This window comes from Burkholderia sp. BCC1644, assembly GCF_902833225.1.
Classification (GTDB): domain Bacteria; phylum Pseudomonadota; class Gammaproteobacteria; order Burkholderiales; family Burkholderiaceae; genus Burkholderia.
The window spans coordinates 641,250-662,388 of record NZ_CADFEI010000002.1; the positions used below are offsets into that span (position 1 = coordinate 641,250).

General features: G+C 69.2%; 19 protein-coding genes. 8 read left to right on the forward strand and 11 right to left on the reverse strand.

The features are described 5' to 3' along the window. Positions 1-211 precede the first annotated feature (211 nt). Entirely contained in the window at positions 212-832 is a 621-nt protein-coding gene (locus HWX87_RS06270) for a TetR family transcriptional regulator (RefSeq protein WP_176046285.1), read from the forward strand. A gap of 169 nt (positions 833-1,001) precedes the next feature. On the opposite strand, the gene HWX87_RS06275 is transcribed toward HWX87_RS06270, so the two are convergent. The 5 genes from HWX87_RS06275 to HWX87_RS06295 are packed head-to-tail and all read right to left on the reverse strand — an operon-like array spanning position 1,002 to position 5,970. Continuing rightward, positions 1,002-1,763 (reverse strand): ABC transporter ATP-binding protein, encoded by a 762-nt coding sequence (locus tag HWX87_RS06275; RefSeq protein WP_176046286.1) that lies wholly within the window; start codon positions 1,761-1,763, stop codon positions 1,002-1,004. Continuing rightward, a complete protein-coding gene (locus HWX87_RS06280; RefSeq protein WP_176046287.1) occupies positions 1,760-2,617 on the reverse strand; it encodes an ABC transporter ATP-binding protein in 858 nt (285 codons plus the stop codon). Before HWX87_RS06280 ends, HWX87_RS06275 begins: the two co-directional genes overlap by 4 nt. 13 nt (positions 2,618-2,630) lie before the next feature. After that, on the reverse strand, positions 2,631-4,442 hold the full coding sequence (locus HWX87_RS06285) for an ABC transporter permease (protein WP_176046288.1): 1,812 nt from the start codon (positions 4,440-4,442) through the stop codon (positions 2,631-2,633). A gap of 38 nt (positions 4,443-4,480) precedes the next feature. Further along, a complete protein-coding gene (locus HWX87_RS06290) occupies positions 4,481-5,674 on the reverse strand; it encodes an ABC transporter substrate-binding protein (protein WP_176046289.1) in 1,194 nt (397 codons plus the stop codon). A gap of 14 nt (positions 5,675-5,688) precedes the next feature. Further along, positions 5,689-5,970 carry a hypothetical protein gene (locus HWX87_RS06295; RefSeq protein ID WP_176046290.1) on the reverse strand — a complete coding sequence of 94 codons (282 nt, stop codon included), beginning with the start codon at positions 5,968-5,970 and terminating at the stop codon, positions 5,689-5,691. A 60-nt stretch (positions 5,971-6,030) separates the two neighbouring features. On the opposite strand from HWX87_RS06295, the gene HWX87_RS06300 reads away from it, so the two are divergent. The 4 genes from HWX87_RS06300 to HWX87_RS06315 are packed head-to-tail and all read left to right on the forward strand — an operon-like array spanning position 6,031 to position 9,631. After that, a complete protein-coding gene (locus HWX87_RS06300; RefSeq protein WP_176046291.1) occupies positions 6,031-7,044 on the forward strand; it encodes a LysR family transcriptional regulator in 1,014 nt (337 codons plus the stop codon). Next, the gene (locus HWX87_RS06305) at positions 7,041-8,465 is read left to right on the forward strand and encodes an NAD(P)/FAD-dependent oxidoreductase (RefSeq protein ID WP_176046292.1); all 1,425 of its coding nucleotides are present in this window, start codon (positions 7,041-7,043) and stop codon (positions 8,463-8,465) included. Before HWX87_RS06300 ends, HWX87_RS06305 begins: the two co-directional genes overlap by 4 nt. A gap of 45 nt (positions 8,466-8,510) precedes the next feature. Continuing rightward, entirely contained in the window at positions 8,511-9,041 is a 531-nt protein-coding gene (locus tag HWX87_RS06310) for a hypothetical protein (RefSeq protein WP_176046293.1), read from the forward strand. Then, the gene (locus tag HWX87_RS06315) at positions 9,038-9,631 is read left to right on the forward strand and encodes a peroxidase-related enzyme (protein WP_176046294.1); all 594 of its coding nucleotides are present in this window, start codon (positions 9,038-9,040) and stop codon (positions 9,629-9,631) included. Before HWX87_RS06310 ends, HWX87_RS06315 begins: the two co-directional genes overlap by 4 nt. Before the next feature lie 37 nt (positions 9,632-9,668). Here HWX87_RS06315 and HWX87_RS06320 read toward each other — a convergent pair whose 3' ends face one another. After that, complete coding sequence (locus tag HWX87_RS06320; protein WP_059687614.1) at positions 9,669-10,100, reverse strand: Lrp/AsnC family transcriptional regulator; 432 nt, start codon at positions 10,098-10,100, stop codon at positions 9,669-9,671. A gap of 295 nt (positions 10,101-10,395) precedes the next feature. Here HWX87_RS06320 and HWX87_RS06325 point away from each other — a divergent pair, with 295 nt between their 5' ends. Both HWX87_RS06325 and HWX87_RS06330 read left to right on the forward strand, forming a co-directional pair. Continuing rightward, positions 10,396-11,475: an ornithine cyclodeaminase gene (locus HWX87_RS06325; protein ID WP_176046295.1), complete on the forward strand. Its 1,080-nt coding sequence runs from the start codon at positions 10,396-10,398 to the stop codon at positions 11,473-11,475. A 59-nt stretch (positions 11,476-11,534) separates the two neighbouring features. Continuing rightward, entirely contained in the window at positions 11,535-12,536 is a 1,002-nt protein-coding gene (locus HWX87_RS06330) for an arginine deiminase-related protein (protein ID WP_176046296.1), read from the forward strand. Positions 12,537-12,671: 135 nt separating this feature from the next. Here HWX87_RS06330 and HWX87_RS06335 read toward each other — a convergent pair whose 3' ends face one another. From HWX87_RS06335 to HWX87_RS06350, 4 genes are all read right to left on the reverse strand, one after another. Then, positions 12,672-15,473: an Hsp70 family protein gene (locus HWX87_RS06335; protein WP_176046297.1), complete on the reverse strand. Its 2,802-nt coding sequence runs from the start codon at positions 15,471-15,473 to the stop codon at positions 12,672-12,674. A gap of 5 nt (positions 15,474-15,478) precedes the next feature. Next, the gene (locus HWX87_RS06340) at positions 15,479-17,320 is read right to left on the reverse strand and encodes an Hsp70 family protein (RefSeq protein ID WP_176046298.1); all 1,842 of its coding nucleotides are present in this window, start codon (positions 17,318-17,320) and stop codon (positions 15,479-15,481) included. Further along, a complete protein-coding gene (locus HWX87_RS06345) occupies positions 17,317-17,898 on the reverse strand; it encodes a DUF2760 domain-containing protein (protein ID WP_176046299.1) in 582 nt (193 codons plus the stop codon). The genes HWX87_RS06340 and HWX87_RS06345 overlap by 4 nt, the downstream gene beginning before the upstream one ends. Positions 17,899-18,158: 260 nt before the next feature. Then, complete coding sequence (locus HWX87_RS06350) at positions 18,159-18,599, reverse strand: Rrf2 family transcriptional regulator (RefSeq protein WP_176046300.1); 441 nt, start codon at positions 18,597-18,599, stop codon at positions 18,159-18,161. A 140-nt stretch (positions 18,600-18,739) separates the two neighbouring features. On the opposite strand from HWX87_RS06350, the gene HWX87_RS06355 reads away from it, so the two are divergent. Then, the gene (locus HWX87_RS06355) at positions 18,740-19,654 is read left to right on the forward strand and encodes an NAD(P)/FAD-dependent oxidoreductase (protein WP_176046301.1); all 915 of its coding nucleotides are present in this window, start codon (positions 18,740-18,742) and stop codon (positions 19,652-19,654) included. A 25-nt stretch (positions 19,655-19,679) separates the two neighbouring features. Here HWX87_RS06355 and HWX87_RS06360 read toward each other — a convergent pair whose 3' ends face one another. Next, a complete protein-coding gene (locus HWX87_RS06360) occupies positions 19,680-21,125 on the reverse strand; it encodes an MFS transporter (RefSeq protein ID WP_176046302.1) in 1,446 nt (481 codons plus the stop codon). Between the last annotated feature and the right edge of the window lie 14 nt (positions 21,126-21,139).

A 21,139-nucleotide genomic window follows, 5' to 3' on the forward strand; every position in this document is an offset into this window, starting at 1 on the left:
CCGAACTGTTTGCGTCGAATAATTATCCGAGTGGATAATTATTGTTTTGAGCGTGTGTGTCAAGCGGGTGAAGGCGGAAACAACGGCGGGGTTTTCCCCGACCCGGGCGGGGCATGAGGCCGCATCGGCGCGCAGCGGCCGGACGGGACGGCCCGTTGCGGCCGATCCGCGCGGACGGCACAATCCGGGGATTCGATCAAGGACAGGACAGATGCAGATTGCCCGGCAGGCGCAGCAGGAACGCAGCGAACAGACCCGTTCGGAAATTCTGGGGATCGCGCTCGAACAGTTCTCGACCCGCGGTTTCGACGCGGTCAGCCTGCGCGACATCGCGGACGCGGCAGGCGTGAACCACGCGATGATCCGCTACTACTTCGGCAACAAGGAGAACCTGTGGCGCGCCAGCGTGACGCAGTTGTTCGACCGGTTCATGGAAGGGGTCGCATTGCCGGACCCGGCGTCGGACACGTTCTCGATCGACGCCGTCAAGCAATACATCCGCAACTACGTGCGCTATTGCGCCGCGCATCCCGAGCACGCGCGGCTGATGATGCAGGAGGCCAACCGCGATTCGGAGCGCCTGCAGTGGATGGCGGAAACCTTCGTGCGGCCGCGCCACGATCGCTCGGTGCCGCTGGTGCGCTACGTCAGCGAAACGACCGACGGGCTCGCGCGGATCGACCCGGTCGTGCTGCTGTACATGATTACCGCGATCGCGCAGGTGCCGTACCTGCTGACCGCGGAAATGCGCTACGCGCACGGCATCGACGCGCTCGACGAGAAAGCGATCGATGCGCATTGCGACGCCGTCGTCGCATTCATCTTCCGTTGAAGCGGCGGGTGCGCGGTTAGGGCCTGTTCACGTTAATAACGGGCTTGCGAACGAGCCTTGCCGGCTGTCCCCCAAGGGGACAAGCGACGCGCGACGCCGCAATGCGGCCGGCAGGGTTCGTTCCCCGGTTCGGAAAAATGCATTCGTGGGGCTGGCCCGGGTCGCGCGATCAGGCAGCGACCTCGCCGCCGAGATACGCATCCCTGATCCGCTCGTCGTCGAGCAGCGCCCTCGCCGGGCCTTCCAGCACGACGCGCCCGGTCTGCAGCACGTACCCGTAATGCGCGATCTCCAGCGCGAGGCTCGCGTTCTGTTCGACCATGAACACCGTCACGCCCTGCTTGTTGATCGCATCGATCAGTTCGAGCACCTTGTCGACGTAAAGCGGCGACAGCCCCATCGTCGGTTCGTCCATGCAGATCAGCTTCGGCCGCGCCATCAGCGCGCGCGCCATCGCCAGCATCTGCTGCTCGCCGCCCGACAGCGTGCCCGCGCGCTGCGTCAGCCGCTCGCGCACCCGGGGAAACAGGTCGAGCACGCGTTCGTAGTCCTCCGCCACCGCCGTGCGGTCGCCGCGCGTGTACGCGCCCATCAGCAGGTTCTCGCGCACGCTCATGTCGCCGAACAGCCGCCGCGCCTCGGGCACGGCCGCGATCCCGCGCCGCACGCGCTGCGGCGTCGCGAGCGCCGTCACGTCGTCGCCGTCGAAGCGCACGACGCCGCGCTTCGGCCGCATCAAACCGAGAATCAGCTTCATCGTCGTCGACTTGCCGCTCGCGTTGCCGCCGAGCAGGCTGACGATCTGCCCGCGGCCGACCTCGAAGTTCACGTCGAAATGCACCTGCACCGGCCCGTAGAACGTATCGAGGTGTTCCAGTTTCAGCAGCGCGTCGGTCATGGTCGTGTCGGGTTCGGAAGATAGCGCGGTCATGCGGCCGCCTGCGTGGTGCGTACCGCGTCGGCACCGCCCGCATGGCGGCGGCCGAGATAGGCTTCGATCACGCGCGGATCGTGCCGCACGTCACGCGGCACGCCTTCGGCGATCTTCACGCCGTTGTCGAGCACCATCACGCGGTCGGACACGCGCATCACGAGTTCGAGCTTGTGCTCGATCAGCAGGATCGTCAGGCCGCGCGCCTTCAGCGACTGGATCAGTTGCAGCATCTCGGCCGTCTCCGTCTCGTTCATCCCGGCCGTCGGTTCGTCGAGCAGCAGCAGGCGCGGATGCAGCGCAAGCGCGCGGCCGATCTCCACGCGCCGCCGGTTCGCATACGACAGGCTGTGCGCCGGATGATCGATGCGCGGCGTGAGCCGTTCGCCGAACCCGGCGACGATCGCACGCGCCTCTTCGCGCAACGCGGCTTCCTCGCGCCGCACCGCCGCCGGCCGCACGAGCGCGCGCAGCACTTCGGCCGCTGCGCCGAGCGCGGGCCAGCCGGGCCGCGCCGCGCGCAGCCGCGCGTGCGCACCGATCAGCACGTTGTCGAGCACGCTCAGGTTGCCGAACACGCGGCCGTGCTGGAACGTGCGCGCGATGCCGAGCGCCGCGAGGCGTTCGGGCGCCGTGCCCGTGATGTCGCGGCCGTCGAACGTCACGCGGCCGGCGTCGGGGCGGTCCGCACCCGCGATCAGGTTGAACAGCGTCGACTTGCCGGCGCCGTTCGGCCCGATCACGCTCAGCAGTTCGCCGTCGGCGAGCGTCAGGCTCGCGCCGTCGAGCGCGGTCACGCCGTCGAAGCGGCGCGTCAAACCCCGCACTTCAAGCAAAGGTCCAGTGGTGGTCATCGCATTCCTCTCCTCACACCGTACCGAGCAGGCCCTGCGGCCGGAACCGGACGAGCAGCAGCAACACGAGGCCGTAGATCAGCATCCGGTAATCGGCCGCCCAGCGGAACAGCTCGGGCAGCCCGATCAGCGCGATCGCGCCAGCGATACCGCCGAGCACGTTGCCGAGCCCGCCGAGGATCACCATCGTCAGTGCGAGGATCGACACCTGCGAATCGAAGGTCTGGTGATTGATGTAGCTGTACAGGTGGGCGGCAATCCCGCCGCTCACACCGGCCGCGACGCCGCCGACCGCGAACGCGATCGCCTTGTAGCGGTTCGGTGCGATACCGTGCGCGCGCGCGGCGACGTCATCCTCGCGCACCGCGCGCAGCGTGCGGCCGAGATGCGAGCGCAGCAGCCGCACCTGCACGAGCGCGAACCCGACGAGCACCGCGAACGTGAACCAGTACGCGGCCTGCGCGGTCGTCGCCCACGGCAGCGGCGCGATGCCGGTGATGCCGAGCGGGCCGCGCGTGAGGCCGTCCCAGTTCAGGATCACGAGGCTCACCACTTCGCCGATGCCGAGCGTCGCGATCGATACGTAGTGCCCGCGCAGCCGGAACGCCGGATAGACGAGCAGCGTGCCGAGCACGGCCGTGATGACGCCCGCGCACGGAATCGTCACGGCCGGCGACCAGCCGAGATCCGACGACAGCAGCGCGGACGCATACGCGCCGATCACGAGCAGCGCCGCATGGCCGAGCGAGATCTGCCCGACCGTGCCCGCGACGAGCGTGAGGCTCAGCGCGAGCAGCCCGTACAACCATGCGTTGGTGAGCGTCTGCAGCACGTACGGCGACGCACCGAGCCACGGCAGCACGGCCGCCAGCGCGATCAGCACGACGAGCACCGGGCGCGGCACGCGCACGGCCTTCGCGGCCGCGAGGAACGTGCCCGTCATCGGCTCGGGCGGCAGCGCGCGGTTCGCGCTGAACAGGCCGTTCGGCCGCCACACGAGGAACACGATCAGCAGTCCGAACGCGAACAGGTCGCGATAGCTCGTGCCGAACAGCGCGACGCCGTAGCTTTCGACGAGACCGAGCAGCAGGCTGCCGGCGATCGCGCCCGGCACGTTGCCGAGCCCGCCGATCAGCAGCGCGACGACGCCCTTCAGCGTGGCCTGGAAGCCCATCGCCGGATCGATGCTGTTGTAGTACATGCCGACCAGCAGCCCGCTCACGCCGCCGAGCGCGCATGCGATCGCGAATACGGTCTGGTTCACGCGATCGACGTCGACGCCCATCTGCAGCGCCGCGTCGCGATCCTGCGCGGTCGCGCGCACGGCCCAGCCGAGCCGCGTGAAGCGCAGGAAGCCGTACAGCAGCGCGGCCGCCGCGATGCCGATGCCCGCGATCAGCAGGTCGAGCGAGCCGAGCGTCGCGCCGGCGATCCGCACGTGCCAGTCGGGCAGCGGCGTCGGCACCGCACGCGGGTCTGCGCCGAAGGCGAGCTGCGCGAGCTGGTCGAGGATGAAGCTGATGCCGATCGTCGCGAGCAGCGGCGCGATGCGCGCCGCGTGGCGCAGCGGCCGCAACCCGATCCGCTCGATCGCGACGCCGAGCGCGCCGCAGCCGACGACGACCGCCGCGAGCGCGACCGGCAGCGGCAGCCCGAAGCGCGTCAGGCACAGCCAGCCGATGAATGCGCCGACCATGTAAACCGAGCCATGCGCGAAGTTGATCAGGTGCGACACGCCGAAGATCAGCGCGAGCCCGACCGCGAGCAGCGCGTAGATGTTGCCGACGATGAGGCCGTTGAGCGTGTAGTCGAGCCAGGAAGCCATCACGATGCGTCCGTCACTTGCATGCGGTTCATGCGAAATCAGCGTGCGGCGAGCTGCGGCTTCGCGCCATCCCACAGCGCCCACTGCCCCTGCTTCACGACGAGATACACGGTGCGCGCGCCCGCGACGCGGCGCGTCTGCGGGTCGAAGCGCACCTTGCCGAAGATCACGCTCGGCACGTCGCTGACCTTCGCGAAGCCGTCATGCGCGGCCTGGCGCGTCGTGCCGTAGCGGCGCAGCACCTCGGCCGACAGGATCAGCGCGTCATAGGCGCGCGCGACGAACGAATCGGGATCGGTATGGAATTTCGCGCGATAGCGCGTCACGAACGCCTGCACCTCGGGGCGCGGCTCGGCCGGGAAGAAGTTCGATTCCGTATAGACGCCTTCGACGGCCGTGCCGCCCAGTTCGAGGAATTTCGGTGAATATACGGAGCCGACCGCCGCGATCGGCAGCGTGACGCCCGACGTGCGCGCCTGCCGCACGATCTGCGCGCCGTCCGCGTAGTACGAGATCAGCACGATCGAATCGGGCTTCGATGCGCCGATCCGCACGAGCGTCGAGCGGAAATCCTTCTCCGCCGGCTGATAGCCTTCGGCCGCGACGACCTGCGCGCCGAGCCCGGCCACCGCCTTCGCGAAGATGTCCTTGCTCGTGCGGCCCCAGTCGGTGTTCAGGTACAGCACCGCGATCCGCTTGAAGCCGAGTTCCTTCACCGCGTAGCGCGCGAGCAACGGCTGCTCTTCGGCCTGGCTCAGCGCGGTGCTCCACAGATAGTCACCGCCCTTCGTGAAATCCGGATGCGAATTCGTGAAGCCGAATTGCACCAGTTGCCCGCGCTGGTAGATCGGCGACGCGGCCATCGACGTCGCGCTCGAGAAGTCGCCAAGCTCGATCGCGATGCGCGGATCGGCGACGAACTTCTGCGCGATCGCGACTGCCTGGCGCGGGTCGCTGCGGCTGTCCTGGAAGTCGATCGCGAGCGGCCGGCCGTGAATGCCGCCGCTGCCGTTGATCTCGTCGAGCGCGAGATCGAAGCCGCGCTTCCATTGCTCGCCGTATTGCGCGTCCTGGCCCGTGAGCGGCCCGCTCACGCCGACCACCACCGGCTCGCCCGACACGCCCGCCGCGAGCGCGCCGCCCGTCGACAAGCCCCATGCGGCAGCGAGCGCCGCCACCGTGCCCAGCACGCGCCGCCATGCGCCGCGTACGTCGTTCCCCGAAACGTTCATCCCGCCCCCCACCTTCAGTCAGTCGAAAAGAGTGAGGGCATGTAACCATCCGGTTCAGGGCGATCCAACGAAGTTTTGCGCATATCGATATCGCGTGCCGCGCGAAGCGGATCGCGCTCGCGAACGGTCATCCGTTCGACCCGCTTGGCACGCGCCATCGACGCACATCGCATCGCGTTGATTCGATTGGCGTTTCCTTCGCGTCGCGACGCGCAACCGATGTGCAGGCTTGTGCAACCGGACGCCGCAGCAATCGCACGCTTCGCAGTTTTCGCGCTGTCGATAGCAAAAATCATTATATGAATCACGCATGCTCACACTTCTACAATGCGCAAATCGCATCATCGGAACGCGTCATGGAGCTGCATCAACTCGAAGCCTTTTCCGCGGTCATGTCGGCCGGCAGCGTGACCGGCGCCGGCGAGCTGCTCGGCCGCTCGCAGCCGGCCGTCACGCGGCAGATCCAGGAGCTCGAAGCCGATCTCGGCTACGCGCTGTTCGACCGGCACGGCCCGCGCGTCACGCCGACGCGGCGCGCGTTCCTGCTGTACGAGGAAGTCGAACGCTCGCTGGTCGGCCTGCGTGCGATCGAGGCACGCGCCCGCGCGCTCGGCGATGAAACGGCCGAACCCGTACGCATCGCGGCGACGCCGTCGCTCGCGGCCACGCTCGTGCCCGCCGCGCTTGCCGCACTGCCCGACGACGCACACGCGCCGAACTATCAATTGCGCAGCGAGTCGGCCGAGCATGTCGTGCACGAAGTGCTGGCCGGCACGGCCGACGTCGGCGTCGTCACGCTGCCGATGGCGCATGCCGGGCTCGACGTGCACTGGATCGCGCAAACGCCGTGCGTCGCCGTGCTGCCCGCCGGCGATCCGCTCGCGGCGAAGCCGCGCATCGCGCTGCGCGATCTCGCGCGCCGCCGCATCGTGACGGTCGCGAACCGGCACCGGCTGCGCCAGCGGATCGACGCAGCGTTCGCGGCCGCGCGCGTCGATGCGCGCGTGTTCATCGAAACCAATGCGTCGCTGAATGCGGTGATGGCCGCGCGTGCGGGTATCGGGATCGGCATCGTCGATCCGGCGACGGGCGTCGCGCTGCCGGTGGACGGCGTCGTCGCACGGCCGCTCGACGTCGACATCCCGTTCGCGTTCGGCGTCGCGACGCCGGCCGGCAAGCCGCGCACGGCAGCCGTCGATGCGCTGCTCGACGCGCTGCATCGCACGACACGCACGCTGCTCGACGACGTGATCTTTCACGACGCAGCCGCGCATGACGCGCTGCTGCGCGGCGACCGGTTACGCAGCGAACGGACGACTCGCCCACCTCGCACGACACGTGCGCGCCGCACGCGCCCGGAGGCCGCATGACGACACAGCTCGACGCACTCGAAGCACGGCTCGCGCAGGATCTGCGCTGGCTCGACCTGCCCGCGCCGTCGTGGGTGCCGCCGCGCGAAGCCGACGGCACGCGCGTGCTCGACGTCGCGATCGTCGGCGGCGGCATGGCGGGGCTCGCGGCGTCCGCCGAACTGCGCCTGCTCGGCATCGACAACCAGTGCGTGATCGACCGCGCGCCGGCCGGCTACGAAGGGCCGTGGGTCACGTTCGCGCGGATGGACACGCTGCGCTCGCCGAAGCAGCTCGCGGGCCCCGCGCTCGGCCTGCCCGCGCTGACGTTCCGTGCCTGGTTCGAAGCGCAGTACGGCCGCGATGCATGGGAGGCGCTCTACAAGATTCCGCGCACGCAATGGATGGACTACCTGCGCTGGTACCGGCGCGTGCTCGACCTGCAGGTGCGCAACGATACGACGCTCGTCGCGCTGCGCCCGCGCGACGACGGGCTGCTCGCGCTCGACGTGCGCGGCAACGGCGAAGCGCAGACGCTGCTCGCGCGACACGTCGTGCTCGCGACCGGCCGTGACGGGCTCGGCGGCCCGTATGTGCCCCCCGTCGCGCACCGTGTGCCACGCACGCGCCGGGCCCATTCGTCGGAACCGATCGACTTCGCGGCGCTCGCGGGCAAGCGCGTGGGCGTAGTCGGCGCGGGCGCGTCCGCGTTCGACAACGCGGGCACCGCGCTCGAAGCCGGCGCCGCGCGCGTCGACCTGTTCTTCCGCCGCGCGGACATTCCGCGCATCAACAAGCTGACCGGCATCGGCAGCCCAGGGCTCGTGTACGGCTATGCCGATCTCGACGACGCGACGAAGTGGCGCTTCATGCACTACGCGATTACGTCGCAGACGCCGCCGCCCCGCGACAGCGTGCTGCGCGTGTCACGCCACGAACATGCGCATTTTCATGCGGGCAGCCCGATCGAGACACTTGCCGACCACGCGGACGGCCTCGACGTCACGACGCCGCGCGGGCGCTACACCGTCGACTTCCTGATCTTCGCGACGGGATTTCATTCGGACTGGACGACGCGCGAGGAATTTACGTCGTTCGGTTCGCAGGTGCGGCGCTGGAAGGATCGCTATCGACCGGAACCTGGTTTGTGGCTCGACGAACTCGCGGAGTCGCCCGATCTCGGCCCCGCATTCTCGTTCCAGGAGCGCGAGCGCGGCGCATGCCCGGCCGTCACGCGAATCCATTGCTTCAACCATGCGGCGAGCCTGAGCCACGGCAAGCTGTCCGGCGATATCCCCGCCATCAGCGCGGGCGCGAAGCGGCTCGCGCGCGGAATCGCGAGCCGGCTGTTCGATGCTGACCGCGATCGTCACTACGACGCGCTCGTCGCGTATGCGAATGCCGAGCTGCAAGGCGACGAATGGCACGACGCCGATGCGTGAGCGCGCGTCCATCGATCACACAGACGAAGAAGGGAAACCGAAACGATGACTGATTCCATCACGCCGGCCGTCGTGCCGGATACGATCGACGCGGTGGCCGGCCTGCGCGACGGCGATGCCGTCGCCGCGCTGCGCCGCGCACGCGACAAGGTGCTGCGGCACACGCAACTGAGCGAGGCCGCGCTGTTCGACCCTGCATTGCGCGATCTTTCGCTGGTCGAGCGGCTGCATGCGGCACGCTATGTCGCGCGGACATCGAATGCGCACGCACTGGCCGACACTTATCGCGCCCGCCTGCTCGATGCAGGCGGCACGATCGACGACATTAAACAAGCCGATGCCGACGCGTTCGACGCGCTGCCTCGACGTCTTGGCGCAATCCTCGCGCATTCGAAGCGCCTGACGCTCGCCCCTGTCGACGCACGCGCATCCGATCTCGACGCACTGAAGTCGGCCGGCCTCACGACACCCGCGATCGTCGCGCTGTCGCAGCTCGTGGCGTTCGTCGCGTATCAGTTGCGCGTCGCCCTTGCCGCGCAGGCGCTTCAGGCGCGTGCCGCCAGGGAGGCTGCATGACGACGGCCACGCATGGCTTCACGTCCGACACGCTCGGCTGGCGCGCGTGGCTCGACACGGTATCGCTCGATGCCGCGACGCCCGATCAGCTGGCCGTCCTCGAAGCAAGCCACCCGCACGCGAAGACGTCCGACTATTACCTGCTGCTCGTGCATCTTCCCGAGATCCTGCGGCAACGCTCGGGCGTGTTCAACGCGATCATGTACGGCCCCGGCGGGCTGTCGCGCGCCGAGCGCGAACTGGCCAGCACGGCCGTGTCGCGCGTGAACGGCTGCGTGTATTGCGCGTCGGTGCATGCGCAGCGCTTCGCACAGCTCGCGAAACGCACCGACGCGATCGAGCAGGTATTCGACGATCCGGCGACGGCCGGTACGACGGCACGCGAACGCGCGATCATCCGCTATGCGATCGCGTTGACCGACCGGCCCGATGAGATCGACGAAAGCGCCATCACCGCACTCGAAGCCGAAGGGCTGACGCATGAAGAAATTCTCGACCTGTCGCACGCGGTCGCGATCTTCGCGTGGGCGAACCGGTTGATGCTGACGCTGGGCGAACCGGTGTTTCCGGAACCGGCGACCCGCGCCTGACCGCCCGAAAAGGAGCGTGACGCAGGCGCCGCCCGCGTCACGCCTTGTGCGTCGACAGCAGGATACTCGTCTCGGTATTCGCGATCCCGTCGATCAGCCGGATCGCACCGAGCACGCGATCGAAGTGCTCGAGCGAATCGGCATGCAGCTCGGCGACGAGATCCCAGCGCCCGTTGGTGCTGTGGATCGACGCGACGTTCGGATGCCCGCGCAGCACCTTCACCACTTCCGCGCCGCGATTGCCCTGCACGGCGATCGACATCAGCGCGCGAATCCGGTGGCGTTCCGCCGCCGGCTTGAGCCGCACCGTATAGCCGACGATCACGCCGTTTTTCTCCAGCCGCGTCAGCCGGTTCTGCACGGTCGCGCGCGCGACGCGCAACTCCTTCGCCAGCGTAACGACGGGCAGTCGCGCGTTGTCGCGCAGCAGTGCGATGAGCTGCCGGTCGACGTCGTCGAGCGTGATCATGAACGGGCCTTCCTGTTGAGCGTGAGCCGGCCGCCAGCGTGCCGGAGACTGCGCATTCCGACCAGCGAAAACCGTACAAACTGCCGGAATCGGCCGGCAATCTGCCAAGTCTATCGAGAAATCTGCCACTTTTGCCGTCTTTTTGTTGGCTCGACTCACGGAAATAATGACTCCATCGACCGGCAGAACACGCCGCGCCGCGCTTTTCAGGAAGCCCGAGGCCCGCGCCGAAGCACCGCCCGGTCGACCAGAACGCCAGGACACCCGTACCGGCACTGAATATGGAGACAGACCGATGACCCGCTTCCTCGACGTTCCCGCCACCGCCCGCCTGATCGCCAAGACCGGCGTCACGACGTTCCTGCGCGAACTCGTCGACACGCTGCGCGCCGATTACCTGCACTGGGCCGACTTCGACAAGTCGCCGCGCGTCGCCTGCCATTCGCGCGACGGCGTGATCGAACTGATGCCCGTCGCGAACGCGTCGCTGTTCGCGTTCAAGTACGTGAACGGCCACCCCGTCAACGCGGCGCGCGGCATGCACACGGTGATGGCGTTCGGCGCGCTCGCCGAAGTCGATACCGGCTACCCGTTGCTGCTCGCCGAACTCACGCTCACCACCGCACTGCGCACGGCCGCCACGTCGGTGCTCGCCGCGCAGCTGCTCGCGCGGCCCGATTCGCGCACGATGGCGCTGATCGGCAACGGCGCGCAGAGCGAATTCCAGGCGATCGCGTTCCACACGCTGCTCGGCATCGACGAGATCCGCGTGTTCGACGTCGATCCGCTCGCGACCGACAAGCTCGTGCAGAACCTCGCCGCCTATCCCGGGTTGCGCGTCGTGCGCGCCGCATCGACCGCCGACGCCGTGCGCGGCGCCGACATCGTGACGACCGTCACCGCCGACAAGGCGTACGCGACGATCGTCACGGCCGACATGATCGAGCCCGGCATGCACCTGAACGCCGTCGGCGGCGATTGCCCCGGCAAGACCGAACTCGAGGCGGGCGTGCTGCATGCAGGCCGCGTGTTCGTCGAATTCGAGCCGCAGTCGCGCATCGAAGGCGAGATCCAGCAGATGCCGGCCGACTTCCCCGTCACCGAGCTGTGGCGCGTGCTGCAGCGCGAGACGACCGGCCGCGAACGCGCGGACGAAGTCACCGTGTTCGACTCGGTCGGCTTCGCGCTCGAGGATTATTCGGCGCTGCGCTACCTGTACGCACTTGCGCAGCAGCACAACGCGGGCGTCGAGATCGCGCTGATTCCGCCGGCCGTCGATCCGAAGAACCTGTTCGCGCTGATCGACGACCCGGCTGCGATCGCGCAGGGTCACGCGACGTTCGTGACCGAAGCCGTCGCCGCGTTCGCGCGCTGACCGTCATCCGCGGGCGGCCCGTGCGCCGCCCGTTTTCCTGCCCTTCGCTCCTGCCTTCCATGAATCTCGTATCGATCCAGGCACCGGCCGCCGTCGTGATGATCCGGCCGCACCGCTTCCTGCCGAACCCGCAGACCGCGGCCGACAACGCGTTCCAGTGCACGGCCGGCGGCAGCGCGAGCGACACGTCCTCGGTATCCGGGGCCGCGCGCGACGAAGTCACGGCCGCCGCGCAGACGCTCGCCGATGCCGGCGTGCGCGTGCATGTATTCGACGATCACGGTGAGCGCGACACGCCCGACTCCGTGTTCCCGAACAACTGGTTCTCGACGCATCCGGGCGGCCACGTCGCGCTGTTTCCGATGTATAGCGCGAACCGCCGCCGCGAGCGGCGTGCGGACGTGATCGAGATGCTGAAGGCCGAGTATCGCGTGCAGGACGTGATCGACTACTCGGGCCTCGAATACGACGACGTGTTCCTCGAAGGCACCGGTGCGATGGTGCTCGACCACGTCGCGCGCATCGCTTACACCGCGCGTTCGCGCCGCGCCGATCCGGTCGCACTCGAACGCTTCTGCACGAACTTCAATTTCGAGCCGATCTGCTTCGATACCGCCGATGCGAGCGGGCGGCCGATCTATCACACGAACGTGATGATGAGCGTCGCGACCGAGTTCGCGATGGTCGGCCTCGACCTGATCGCCGACAGCCGGCGCCGCGGCGAGATCGCGCAACGCCTTACCGAAACGGGGCGCGCGGTGATCGCGCTCGATCAATCGCAAATCGAAAATTTCGCAGGGAATACGCTGGAATTGTCGGGCAAGGACGGGCGTGTGCTTGCACTGTCGCGACGCGCATTCGATTGCCTCACGCGCGACCAGCGCGCGGTGATCGAGCGTTCCGCGCGGCTGCTGCCGCTCGACGTGCCGACGATCGAACTGGCCGGCGGGTCGGTGCGCTGCATGCTCGCGGGGATTCACCTCGCGCGGCGAACCGCTGCGCCGGACGCGATCGCCGTGGAGTCGGCCGCACCGTTGCATGAAGCGATGCCGCAGGTCTGACCGACGTACGATCGTGCAAACGAAAACGGCTGCCGATGCAACGGCAGCCGTTTTTTTAAGTCGTCGAACCCGTGAGCATCGACAGCATCGCGGCATGCTCAGGTATCCGGACGATACCGTCACACCCCGTACCGCTCACCCCGCCAGCAGCTTCAACCCGGCCGGCAACGTCTCGCCGAACACGCGCACCGTGTCGGCTTCGTCGAACGCGATCGCTTCGCGCACCATGTCGATCCAGGCCGACGATGCATTCGCGGCCGACAGGCGCTTGATTACGGCTTCGCGCGTATCGTCCGGCAAATCGCGTGAACGGTCGCCCGTCATCCGCGCAATCTGCGCGACCGCGAACGCAGCCGGTTCGACCTGCTTCCAGTCGAGCGCGAACAACGCATCGAGCCAGCCATTGGCGATTTCCGCCGGCACGACACTGTGCGCGCTGCCATAGAACGGCCGGCGCGCCCCGATACGCCCGAGTGCCCATGCGCACAGCGCGCGCTCGGCCGGCTTCTGCAATTGCACGATCAGGCGCTCGGCCAGTTCGACCTTGCGCTCGACGGGCAGCCGTTCGAGCGACGCGGACAGCCGCGTCATGTCGGCCGGACCGACCTTGCCCGGATCGAACGGCAGCTTGCGCCGCTTGTCGTCGGACGGTTCGAGGAACGCGATCGCGTCGCGCACCTGCGTCTGCGCATCGTCGTCGAGGCCGCCGGCCACGCGCCGCCACAGCGTCCACCACTCGGACCACACCTGTCCGTCGGTCACATATTGAATGCCATCGTCGAACAACGGCCACAGCTGCTCGATGCGCCATGCGTCGAGCGGATGACCGAAGCCCGGACGCAGGCAATAACCGGCGAGGTTCAGCCACGCGCGTTCGTGATCGGCCGAACGGCGGCGACGCCGTGCACGTGCGAGCAGCGCATCGAACAGTTCGCGCGCGAGCGCGACGTCCCACTCCTCACGCGCGCCGAGCACCTGTTCAAGTTGCGCGCGCAACCGGCGCGTGTCTTTCGGCGTGACATCGGCGGCCTTGCTGCCGAACGAGCGCTCGATCAGCTCGATCGCCTGGTCGAGCCGCGGATGCCGCGCAGGCCCCGCATCGTCGCCGTGAACGGGCGCATCGCCGCGCAACTGGAATTCGAGCCGCCAGCGGCGCGCCGCGTCGTCGGTCGCGATGCAGTGCATTTCGAGCGTGCCGACTTCGGTCAACGACGCGGTGAGCTTCACCGGCGTTTCGCGCGTGTCGCTGCCCGCCTTCGCATCGACGACCGTCGCGATCGGCGGCAGCCGCACGAAATCGCCGCCGTCGAGATCGACGAGATCGCCGGGTTGATACTGGGTCTCGGCCACCGTCGACACGAGGTGGAAACGCACGGGCTGTCCGAGCTGCAGCGCGAACGTGCGATCGTCGAGCCGGATCTCGCGGCCCTCTTCCGAACCACGCGGCAGCAGGCAGACGCCGCGCGCGGCGGCGTCGGCCGCGCCGTCGTCGAGCACGAGGAAATAGCTGCGCGCCGACCCGCCGCCAATACGCGGTGCATGCCCGGCGCGCGCCAGCCCGTACGCCACCGCGCCGCGCGCGACGGCCACGTCCGGATGCGCGTTGTGCAGCACGTCGAGCGGTGCGCCGCGCCACGCGCCGAGCGTCTGCGCGAGACGGCCGGCGAGCGCGCCCGCACGGAACACGCCGCCGTTGAGCAGCAGCGTGTCGGGCAGCGGGCCTTCCGCATGACGATTCAGGAACGCGGCGACGTGGCGCGTAACGGCCGCGTCGCTCGCATACGGCAAGCCGAATTCGACGATCGCCGCACGCGCACGGCGCGGCAGCTCGCCCGCTTCGACCTGCGGAAAGAAACCGTCGACGACGATCTGTTCGACTTCCTCGCGCGTCAGCTCGGCCGAGCGCGCGCCGCCAACGAGCTTGCTGCCCGCGCCGAGCAGCGTGACGGTGACGGACGCCGGCGCATCGTCGCCGAGCAGCCGCTCCTTCGCCGCACGGCAGCGCTCGACGAGCTGCGACAGGCTCGCGGCCGACAGCCGCGTGCCGGGCTCGGTCAGCCGCGTCTCGACCAGGCGCGCGAGCGCGAGGTCCATGTTGTCGCCGCCGAGCATCAGGTGATTGCCGACGCCGACGCGCGTGAAGGCCGGCTCGCCGTCGTCGCCCGGCGCGACATCGACGAGCGTGAGGTCGGTCGTGCCGCCGCCGACGTCGCAGATCAGCACGCGCCGCGCCGTGGCAAACGTATCGCGCAGCTTGTCGCGCTGGCCGTACAGCCAGTCGTAGAACGCGGCCTGCGGCTCTTCCAGCAGCCGCAGCGCGGGCAGCTTCGCGCGCCGCGCGGCCTCGACCGTCAATGCGCGCGCGCCGTCGTCGAACGACGCGGGCACCGTCAGGATCACGTCCTGCTTCGCGAGCGGCGCATCGGGAAAGCGCGCGTCCCACGCGTCGCGCACATGCGCGAGATAGCTCGCGCTCGCGTCGACCGGCGACACCTTGTCGACGCCGTCGGCCGCGCCCCACGGCAGGATCGCCGCGAGCCGGTCGACCGCTGCGTGCGACAGCCAGCTCTTCGCGCTCGTGACGAGCCGGCCCGGCACCTGCGCGCCGAGCGTGCGCGCGTAGCGGCCGATCACGGCCGGCGGCGCGTCACCGGTGCCGCTGTCACGACCGATTGACCGGCCGTCACGGCCGCCGCCCGAACGGGCGGCCGCGTCGCGCGCGCCGGCCGCCTGCCACGGCAGCCGCAGCGCGTCCGGCGGCAGTTCGCCGGCCGCCGGGTGATAACGCACCGACGGCAGCAGCGGCTGCGCGGCCACCGCGCCGGGGCCGACCAGCTGCTCGACGTCGAACACGCGGATCGCGTCGGAACCGGCCTCGACGTACGCGACGACCGTATTGCTCGTGCCGAGGTCGATGCCGACCGTATAACGCTTCATCGTGCTCAGGCGGCGCCGCGCACGTCGAACTCGACCTTCCAGCGCTCGTGCGTGCCGCTCGGGATCGCCTCGAGTTCGAGCGTGCCGGCTTCGGTCACGTGCGCATGCAGCTTCACCGGCACGACTTCGCCGACGGTGCGCCCTTCGGCGGGCAGCGTCGCCTGGATTTCTTCAAGCTCCTGCAGCTCTTCCGCCGACCAGTAGTCGAGCAGCGTGCCGACCTGGTCCTGGCGGCGCACCGACGAACCGAAGAAGCGGAACTGCACCGGTTCGCCGACGACGAGGCCGAATTCCTGCGGCGGGAGCGCCGCGTCCGAACCTTCCTCCATCCCGAACGGCGCGACGCACAGCGCCTGCACCGGCGGTTCGAGCCCCGGCACCGCGGGCATCGCCGATTCGATCGCGACGTAGTACGCACGCGCCGTGCCGCCGCGAATGCGCACGCCACGGCCGCGCTTCACGTAGCCGTAGTACGCCGCGCCGCGCGCGACCGCGAGGTCGAGATCGGCGCCTTCGAGCAGGCGGGCGGGCGGCGCGCCTTCAGCGGCGAGCCAGCTGTTGAGCGTGTCGAGCACGCGCTGCGTGAGCAGCGTCGACTTGAACACGCCGCCGTTGAACAGCACGGCCGTCGGATGCAGGAACGTCGCGCCCTGCGGCAGCGTGCGCTGCACGCCTTCGAGCGAGTCGAGCGCCGCGACCTGACGGCCGAGGAACGCCGCGAGATGGCGCGTGATGCCCGCGTCCTGCGCATACGGCAGGCCGAGCTGCGTCAGGCCGACCCGTGCGCGGCTCACCGGGCGCGCAGCCGCATCGACCTGCGGGAAGAAACCTTCGAGGATCGTCTGCGTGAGTTCGGCGCGCGTGAGTTCCGTGCGGATCGAGCCGCCGATCAGCTTCGAGCCGCGGCTCGGCACCACGAGCGGCACCGCGTCGGTCGACGGATCGGACAGCAGCGTTTCCTTCGCGGCGCGGCACGCGTACGTGAGCGCCCGCAGTTGCCACGGATCGGCCTGCGTGCCCTGCTGCGCGAGCTTGCGCGCGACCACGTGCGCGAGCGCGAGGTCCATGTTGTCGCCGCCGAGCAGGATGTGCTCGCCGACCGCCACGCGATGCAGTTCGAGATTGCCTTCGCGCTCGACCACCGCGATCAGCGACAGGTCGGTCGTGCCGCCGCCGACGTCGACGCACAGGATCAGGTCGCCGACCTGCACCTGCTTGCGCCAGCCGCCCTGGCTCTTCTGGATCCAGCTGTACAGCGCGGCCTGCGGCTCCTCGAGCAGCGTCATCCGCGAGTAGCCGGCGGCGCGGGCCGCCTCGGCCGTCAGTTCGCGCGCGGCCGGGTCGAACGACGCGGGGATCGTGACCGTCACGTCCTGGTCGGCGAACGGCGCGTCGGGATGCGCGTGGTCCCACGCTTCGCGCAGGTGCGTCAGGTAGCGGATCGAGCTTTCCAGCGGCGACACGCGCGACACTTCCGGCGGCGCATCGCTCGGCAGGATCGCCGCGCGGCGGTCGACGCCAGGGTGGCACAGCCAGCTCTTCGCGCTCGATACGAGGCGGATCGGCGTGCCGGCGCCGCGCGTGCGCGCCATTTCGCCGACCGCGAAGGCGCGCGAGGCCGTCCACGGCAGCGTCAGGTCGCCCTGCGTCAGCTCGCTTTCATGCGGCAGGTAGAGGAACGACGGCAGCAGGTCGCGCGATTCCAGCGCGCCGGGCGCCGTGAGCTGCGCGATCGGCAGCACCTGCTGCGTGATCTTTTCGCCGTCGCTTGCGCTGCTGTCGACATACGACAGCGCACAGTGGGTCGTACCGAGATCGATACCGATCGAATAGCGCGGATCGCTCACAGTTCCACCTCCGCCGGTGCGACCACCGAAGCGTCGTGGCTGCCCGTCAGCTTGGGCAGGCGCACGTCGGCCACGCGCCAGCCGCGATGGCTGACCGTGCCCGTGAACGGCGCGGCGCCGACCACGTTGCCCGTCACGCGCACGGCCGTCGCGTCGAAGCCGGCCGGCAGCGTCACGCGGCTGCCTTCGGCTTCGTCGCGCACCGGCACGATCGTGAAATGTTCGCGCAGCGTGGCGCGGCAGCCGTCGTGCACGAGGCGTGCGGCGGCGCCGATCTCGGCGTCCGCGTAGCCGGCGATGTCTTCCTCGACGAAATCGATGAAGCGCGCATCGCGCTGCAGCAGGCCGAGCAGTTGCAGCGCGGCCTGCGGGCTCGCTTCGCGCAGCTCGGGCGCCGGCGCCTTCACGGGTGCAGGTGCGGGCGCGGGCGCGGGTGCAACGGGCGCCGCGACCGGTGCCGGGGCGCCGTCACGCACGCGCAGCACGCCGGCCGCGAACTCGCGGTTGCCGAGCACGGAGAAAAACGTGCCGACGGCCAGCGACAGCCGGCCGAAGAAGGACAGGTTGGATTCGGGCATGGGGTCTGGACTCCTGTGGGCTCGCGACATGGCGAGCGATCTTGCCTGGGCGCCCGGCGGCCGCGTGCGGATTGCGCACTGCCGCCGCCCGGCGCGTGATTCGGTCGCGCCCTCGCGGGTGCGGAAAACCCGTATTTTGCCCTGTGGCGGGCGAACCGGGCAGAAGTTGGGGGACAGAACATCGCGGCGCGACGGTTTTGGCCACGCCGGATCGTGACGGATGGCACGTCAGGCGCGATCGATCGCGATGCTGCGCCGCGTCAGCGCGTGTAGCCGCGCAGCACCGCCTTCGCTTCGAAATCGCGCGACAGCATACCGAGCGTGACTTCGCCGAAGCGCGCCAGCAGCGACGCTTCGGCATCCTTCAGGGTCGCCGACAGATGCGCGTTGACGGCCTGTTCGACCAGGCATTCGGGCTCGTCCTCGGGCACCAGGTCGGAAAACAGCGGCGGCTCGCCCACTGCGCGATAGACGTCGAGCAGCGTGATGTCGTCGAGCGCGACGCTCAGCACCCAGCCGCCGCCGTGACCTTTCTCCGACTGCACGTAGCCGCAGTCGCGCAAGCCGCCGAGCAGGCGCCGCACGACGACCGGATTCGTGGCCAGCATCGTCGCGATCGTCTCCGACGTCAGCGGGCCGTCGGCCTGGTCCATGTGGATCAGCGCATGCAGCATGCGCGACAAACGGCTGTCGGTTCTCACGGGCGGGATTCCCCTTTCTCGAAACTTCTAAAGTTGCATGAATGATACCATCGCCCTATCATGCAACTTCTCGTGTTTCATGAGTTGGCCGCCAGCGGAGCACGTGTGTCATTCACGCAGGTTCGGAAAGGAGTTGATGCATGGATACCCATCATGAAGTGATCGTGGTCGGCGGCAGCTTTGCAGGACTGTCGGCCGCGATGCAGCTCGCACGCGCACGCCGGCGCGTGCTCGTGATCGACGCGGGCCGGCCGCGCAACCGGTTCGCCGAACACGCGCACGGCTTTTTCGGGCAGGACGGCAAGCCGCCCGCGCAGATCGTCGCGGAAGCTTCCGCGCAGCTCGCCGCGTATCCGACGGTGCGGCGGATCGAAGGCGAGGTGCGCACGGCCGGGCGCGATGCCGACGGGCGCTTTCACGTGACGCTCGCCGACGGCAGCCGCGCGAGCGCCGACCGGCTGATTCTCGCGACCGGCATCCGCGACGAATTGCCCGCGCTGCCGGGGCTCGCCGAACGCTGGGGCATCAGCGTGCTGCATTGTCCGTACTGCCATGGATACGAGGTGAGCGGCCAGCGGCTCGGCGTGCTCGCCACGCATCCGCTTTCCGTGCATCAGGCGATCCTGATTCCGGACTGGGGCCCGACGACGTGGTTCACGCAGGGCGTGGTCGACGCGAACGAGGAGGAAGCCGCGTTGCTCGCTGCGCGCGGCGTGCGCATCGAGCGCTCGCCCGTCGTCGGGATCCTCGGCGCTGCGCCGCGGATCGACGCGCTGCGGCTTGCCGACGGGCAGGTCGTGCCGATCGACGCATTGTTCATCGGCGCGCGCACCGGCATGGCGAGCGACCTCGCGCAGCAGCTCGGCTGCGCGTTCGACGACGGGCCGCTCGGCCACGCGATTCGCGTCGATACGTGGAAGCAGACGAGCGTCGCCGGCGTGTATGCGGCCGGCGACGCGTCGAGCCTGATGACCAACGCGACGTTCGCGTCGGCGTCGGGCGTCGCGGCCGGCGTGGGTGCGCACCGGTCGCTGATCTTCGGGCTGCACGCGTAAGCGCGAGGCGGCGTGCAGCCGGATGTCACGCGACGCGCGGCGCGGCGTCCACCGCCGGTTGCTCGCCGACTTCCGTGCTGCACTCTTCCAGCGACATCCGCCGCGTCTCGCGCCCGTTCAGCCACCACAGGCCGGCCGCGAGCGGCCCCGGCAACGCGAGCACCAGCAGCACGACCAGCGCGGCCGACGGCGAGCCGGACATCGCATAGACGTTGGTCAGCATCAGCGGCGCGACCACCGCGCCGAGCCGGCCGATCGCGACCGACACGCCGAGCCCCGTCGCGCGAATCCGCGTCGGCAGGATCTCGGACGACACGACATAGCCCGAGATGTACGCCCACGTGACGCCGAACTGGATCAGGCAGTAGCCGAGCACCATGCCGGGCAGCGCGTGCATCGCGTAGATGAACACGATCGCCGCGACGGTGAACGTGTAGCTGACGAACAGCGACGCGCGCCGCCCCCACGCCTCGACGAGCACCGCCGCGACGATGCCGCCCGCGAGCGCCGCGGCGTTGCCGATCATGTAGTAGAGCGGCATATCGGTCGACGGCACCTTCATGTAAGGCAGGATCACGAGCGCCATCAGCGACAGCACGCCGTACACGACGGCCGCCTGCGAGAAGTTCAGCGCTCCGGCCAGCGCGCAGCGCGCGCGATACGCGCCGAACAGCTCGCCGACGTTGCGCCAGAACGCAGGCGCCTGATGCGTGAAACGGGTCGGCACATAGCGTTTCGTCAGTTGCGCGCGATCGGCCGGTGCGTGCGAATCGCGCGCCGCGCTCGCGACGATCTGCTCGACGATCGCATCGGCCTCCGCCACGCGCCCCTGCTGGATCAGCCAGCGCGGCGATTCCGGAATCACGCGGCGAATCCAGAAGAACACCAGCGCCATCGTCGTGCCGAGGCCGAAGCCCACACGCCACGCCCACTCGGCCGGCAGCTGGTTCAGCACCAGATACGACACCGCCGCCGACAGCAGCGCGCCGACCGGAAAGCCCGACAGGATCAGCGCGTCGGTGCGGCCGCGATGGCGCTTCGGGATGAACTCGCCCATCGTCGCGGTCACCGCCGAATATTCGCCGCCGACGGCCAGCGCCGTCATCGCGCGGAAGAACAGGAACGACTCGTAGTTCCACGACAGCACGGTCGCGACGCTGAAGAACGCGTACCAGAGCAGCGTCGCGAGAAACAGGCGCTTGCGGCCGTAGCGATCGGCCAGATAGCCGAACGCGATCGCGCCGACCAGCATCCCGAACACCCAGATGCTGACCGCGAGCGAGCCCTGCGCGGCGCTCAGGTGCCAGTGCGACTTGAGCACGCCGAACACGCTGCCGATGATGTTGGTTTCGAACGAATCGAGCGCCCAGCCGACGCCGAGCGCGACCAGCATCAGCGTGTGGAAGCGTGTCCACGGCAGGTTGTCCAGACGCGCGAGCGCGTCCGTTTCGATCGGGTGAGACGGTTTCATGATGGAAGGTTCCT

Bases quoted from the DNA above. Each gene is read 5' to 3' on its own strand.
- HWX87_RS06270 (WP_176046285.1), top strand. From the start codon at position 212: ATGCAGATTGCCCGGCAGGCGCAGCAGGAACGCAGCGAACAGACCCGT.
- HWX87_RS06275 (WP_176046286.1), bottom strand. From the start codon at position 1,763: ATGACCGCGCTATCTTCCGAACCCGACACGACCATGACCGACGCGCTG.
- HWX87_RS06280 (WP_176046287.1), bottom strand. From the start codon at position 2,617: ATGACCACCACTGGACCTTTGCTTGAAGTGCGGGGTTTGACGCGCCGC.
- HWX87_RS06285 (WP_176046288.1), bottom strand. From the start codon at position 4,442: ATGGCTTCCTGGCTCGACTACACGCTCAACGGCCTCATCGTCGGCAAC.
- HWX87_RS06290 (WP_176046289.1), bottom strand. From the start codon at position 5,674: ATGAACGTTTCGGGGAACGACGTACGCGGCGCATGGCGGCGCGTGCTG.
- HWX87_RS06295 (WP_176046290.1), bottom strand. From the start codon at position 5,970: ATGATTTTTGCTATCGACAGCGCGAAAACTGCGAAGCGTGCGATTGCT.
- HWX87_RS06300 (WP_176046291.1), top strand. From the start codon at position 6,031: ATGGAGCTGCATCAACTCGAAGCCTTTTCCGCGGTCATGTCGGCCGGC.
- HWX87_RS06305 (WP_176046292.1), top strand. From the start codon at position 7,041: ATGACGACACAGCTCGACGCACTCGAAGCACGGCTCGCGCAGGATCTG.
- HWX87_RS06310 (WP_176046293.1), top strand. From the start codon at position 8,511: ATGACTGATTCCATCACGCCGGCCGTCGTGCCGGATACGATCGACGCG.
- HWX87_RS06315 (WP_176046294.1), top strand. From the start codon at position 9,038: ATGACGACGGCCACGCATGGCTTCACGTCCGACACGCTCGGCTGGCGC.
- HWX87_RS06320 (WP_059687614.1), bottom strand. From the start codon at position 10,100: ATGATCACGCTCGACGACGTCGACCGGCAGCTCATCGCACTGCTGCGC.
- HWX87_RS06325 (WP_176046295.1), top strand. From the start codon at position 10,396: ATGACCCGCTTCCTCGACGTTCCCGCCACCGCCCGCCTGATCGCCAAG.
- HWX87_RS06330 (WP_176046296.1), top strand. From the start codon at position 11,535: ATGAATCTCGTATCGATCCAGGCACCGGCCGCCGTCGTGATGATCCGG.
- HWX87_RS06335 (WP_176046297.1), bottom strand. From the start codon at position 15,473: ATGAAGCGTTATACGGTCGGCATCGACCTCGGCACGAGCAATACGGTC.
- HWX87_RS06345 (WP_176046299.1), bottom strand. From the start codon at position 17,898: ATGCCCGAATCCAACCTGTCCTTCTTCGGCCGGCTGTCGCTGGCCGTC.
- HWX87_RS06355 (WP_176046301.1), top strand. From the start codon at position 18,740: ATGGATACCCATCATGAAGTGATCGTGGTCGGCGGCAGCTTTGCAGGA.
- HWX87_RS06360 (WP_176046302.1), bottom strand. From the start codon at position 21,125: ATGAAACCGTCTCACCCGATCGAAACGGACGCGCTCGCGCGTCTGGAC.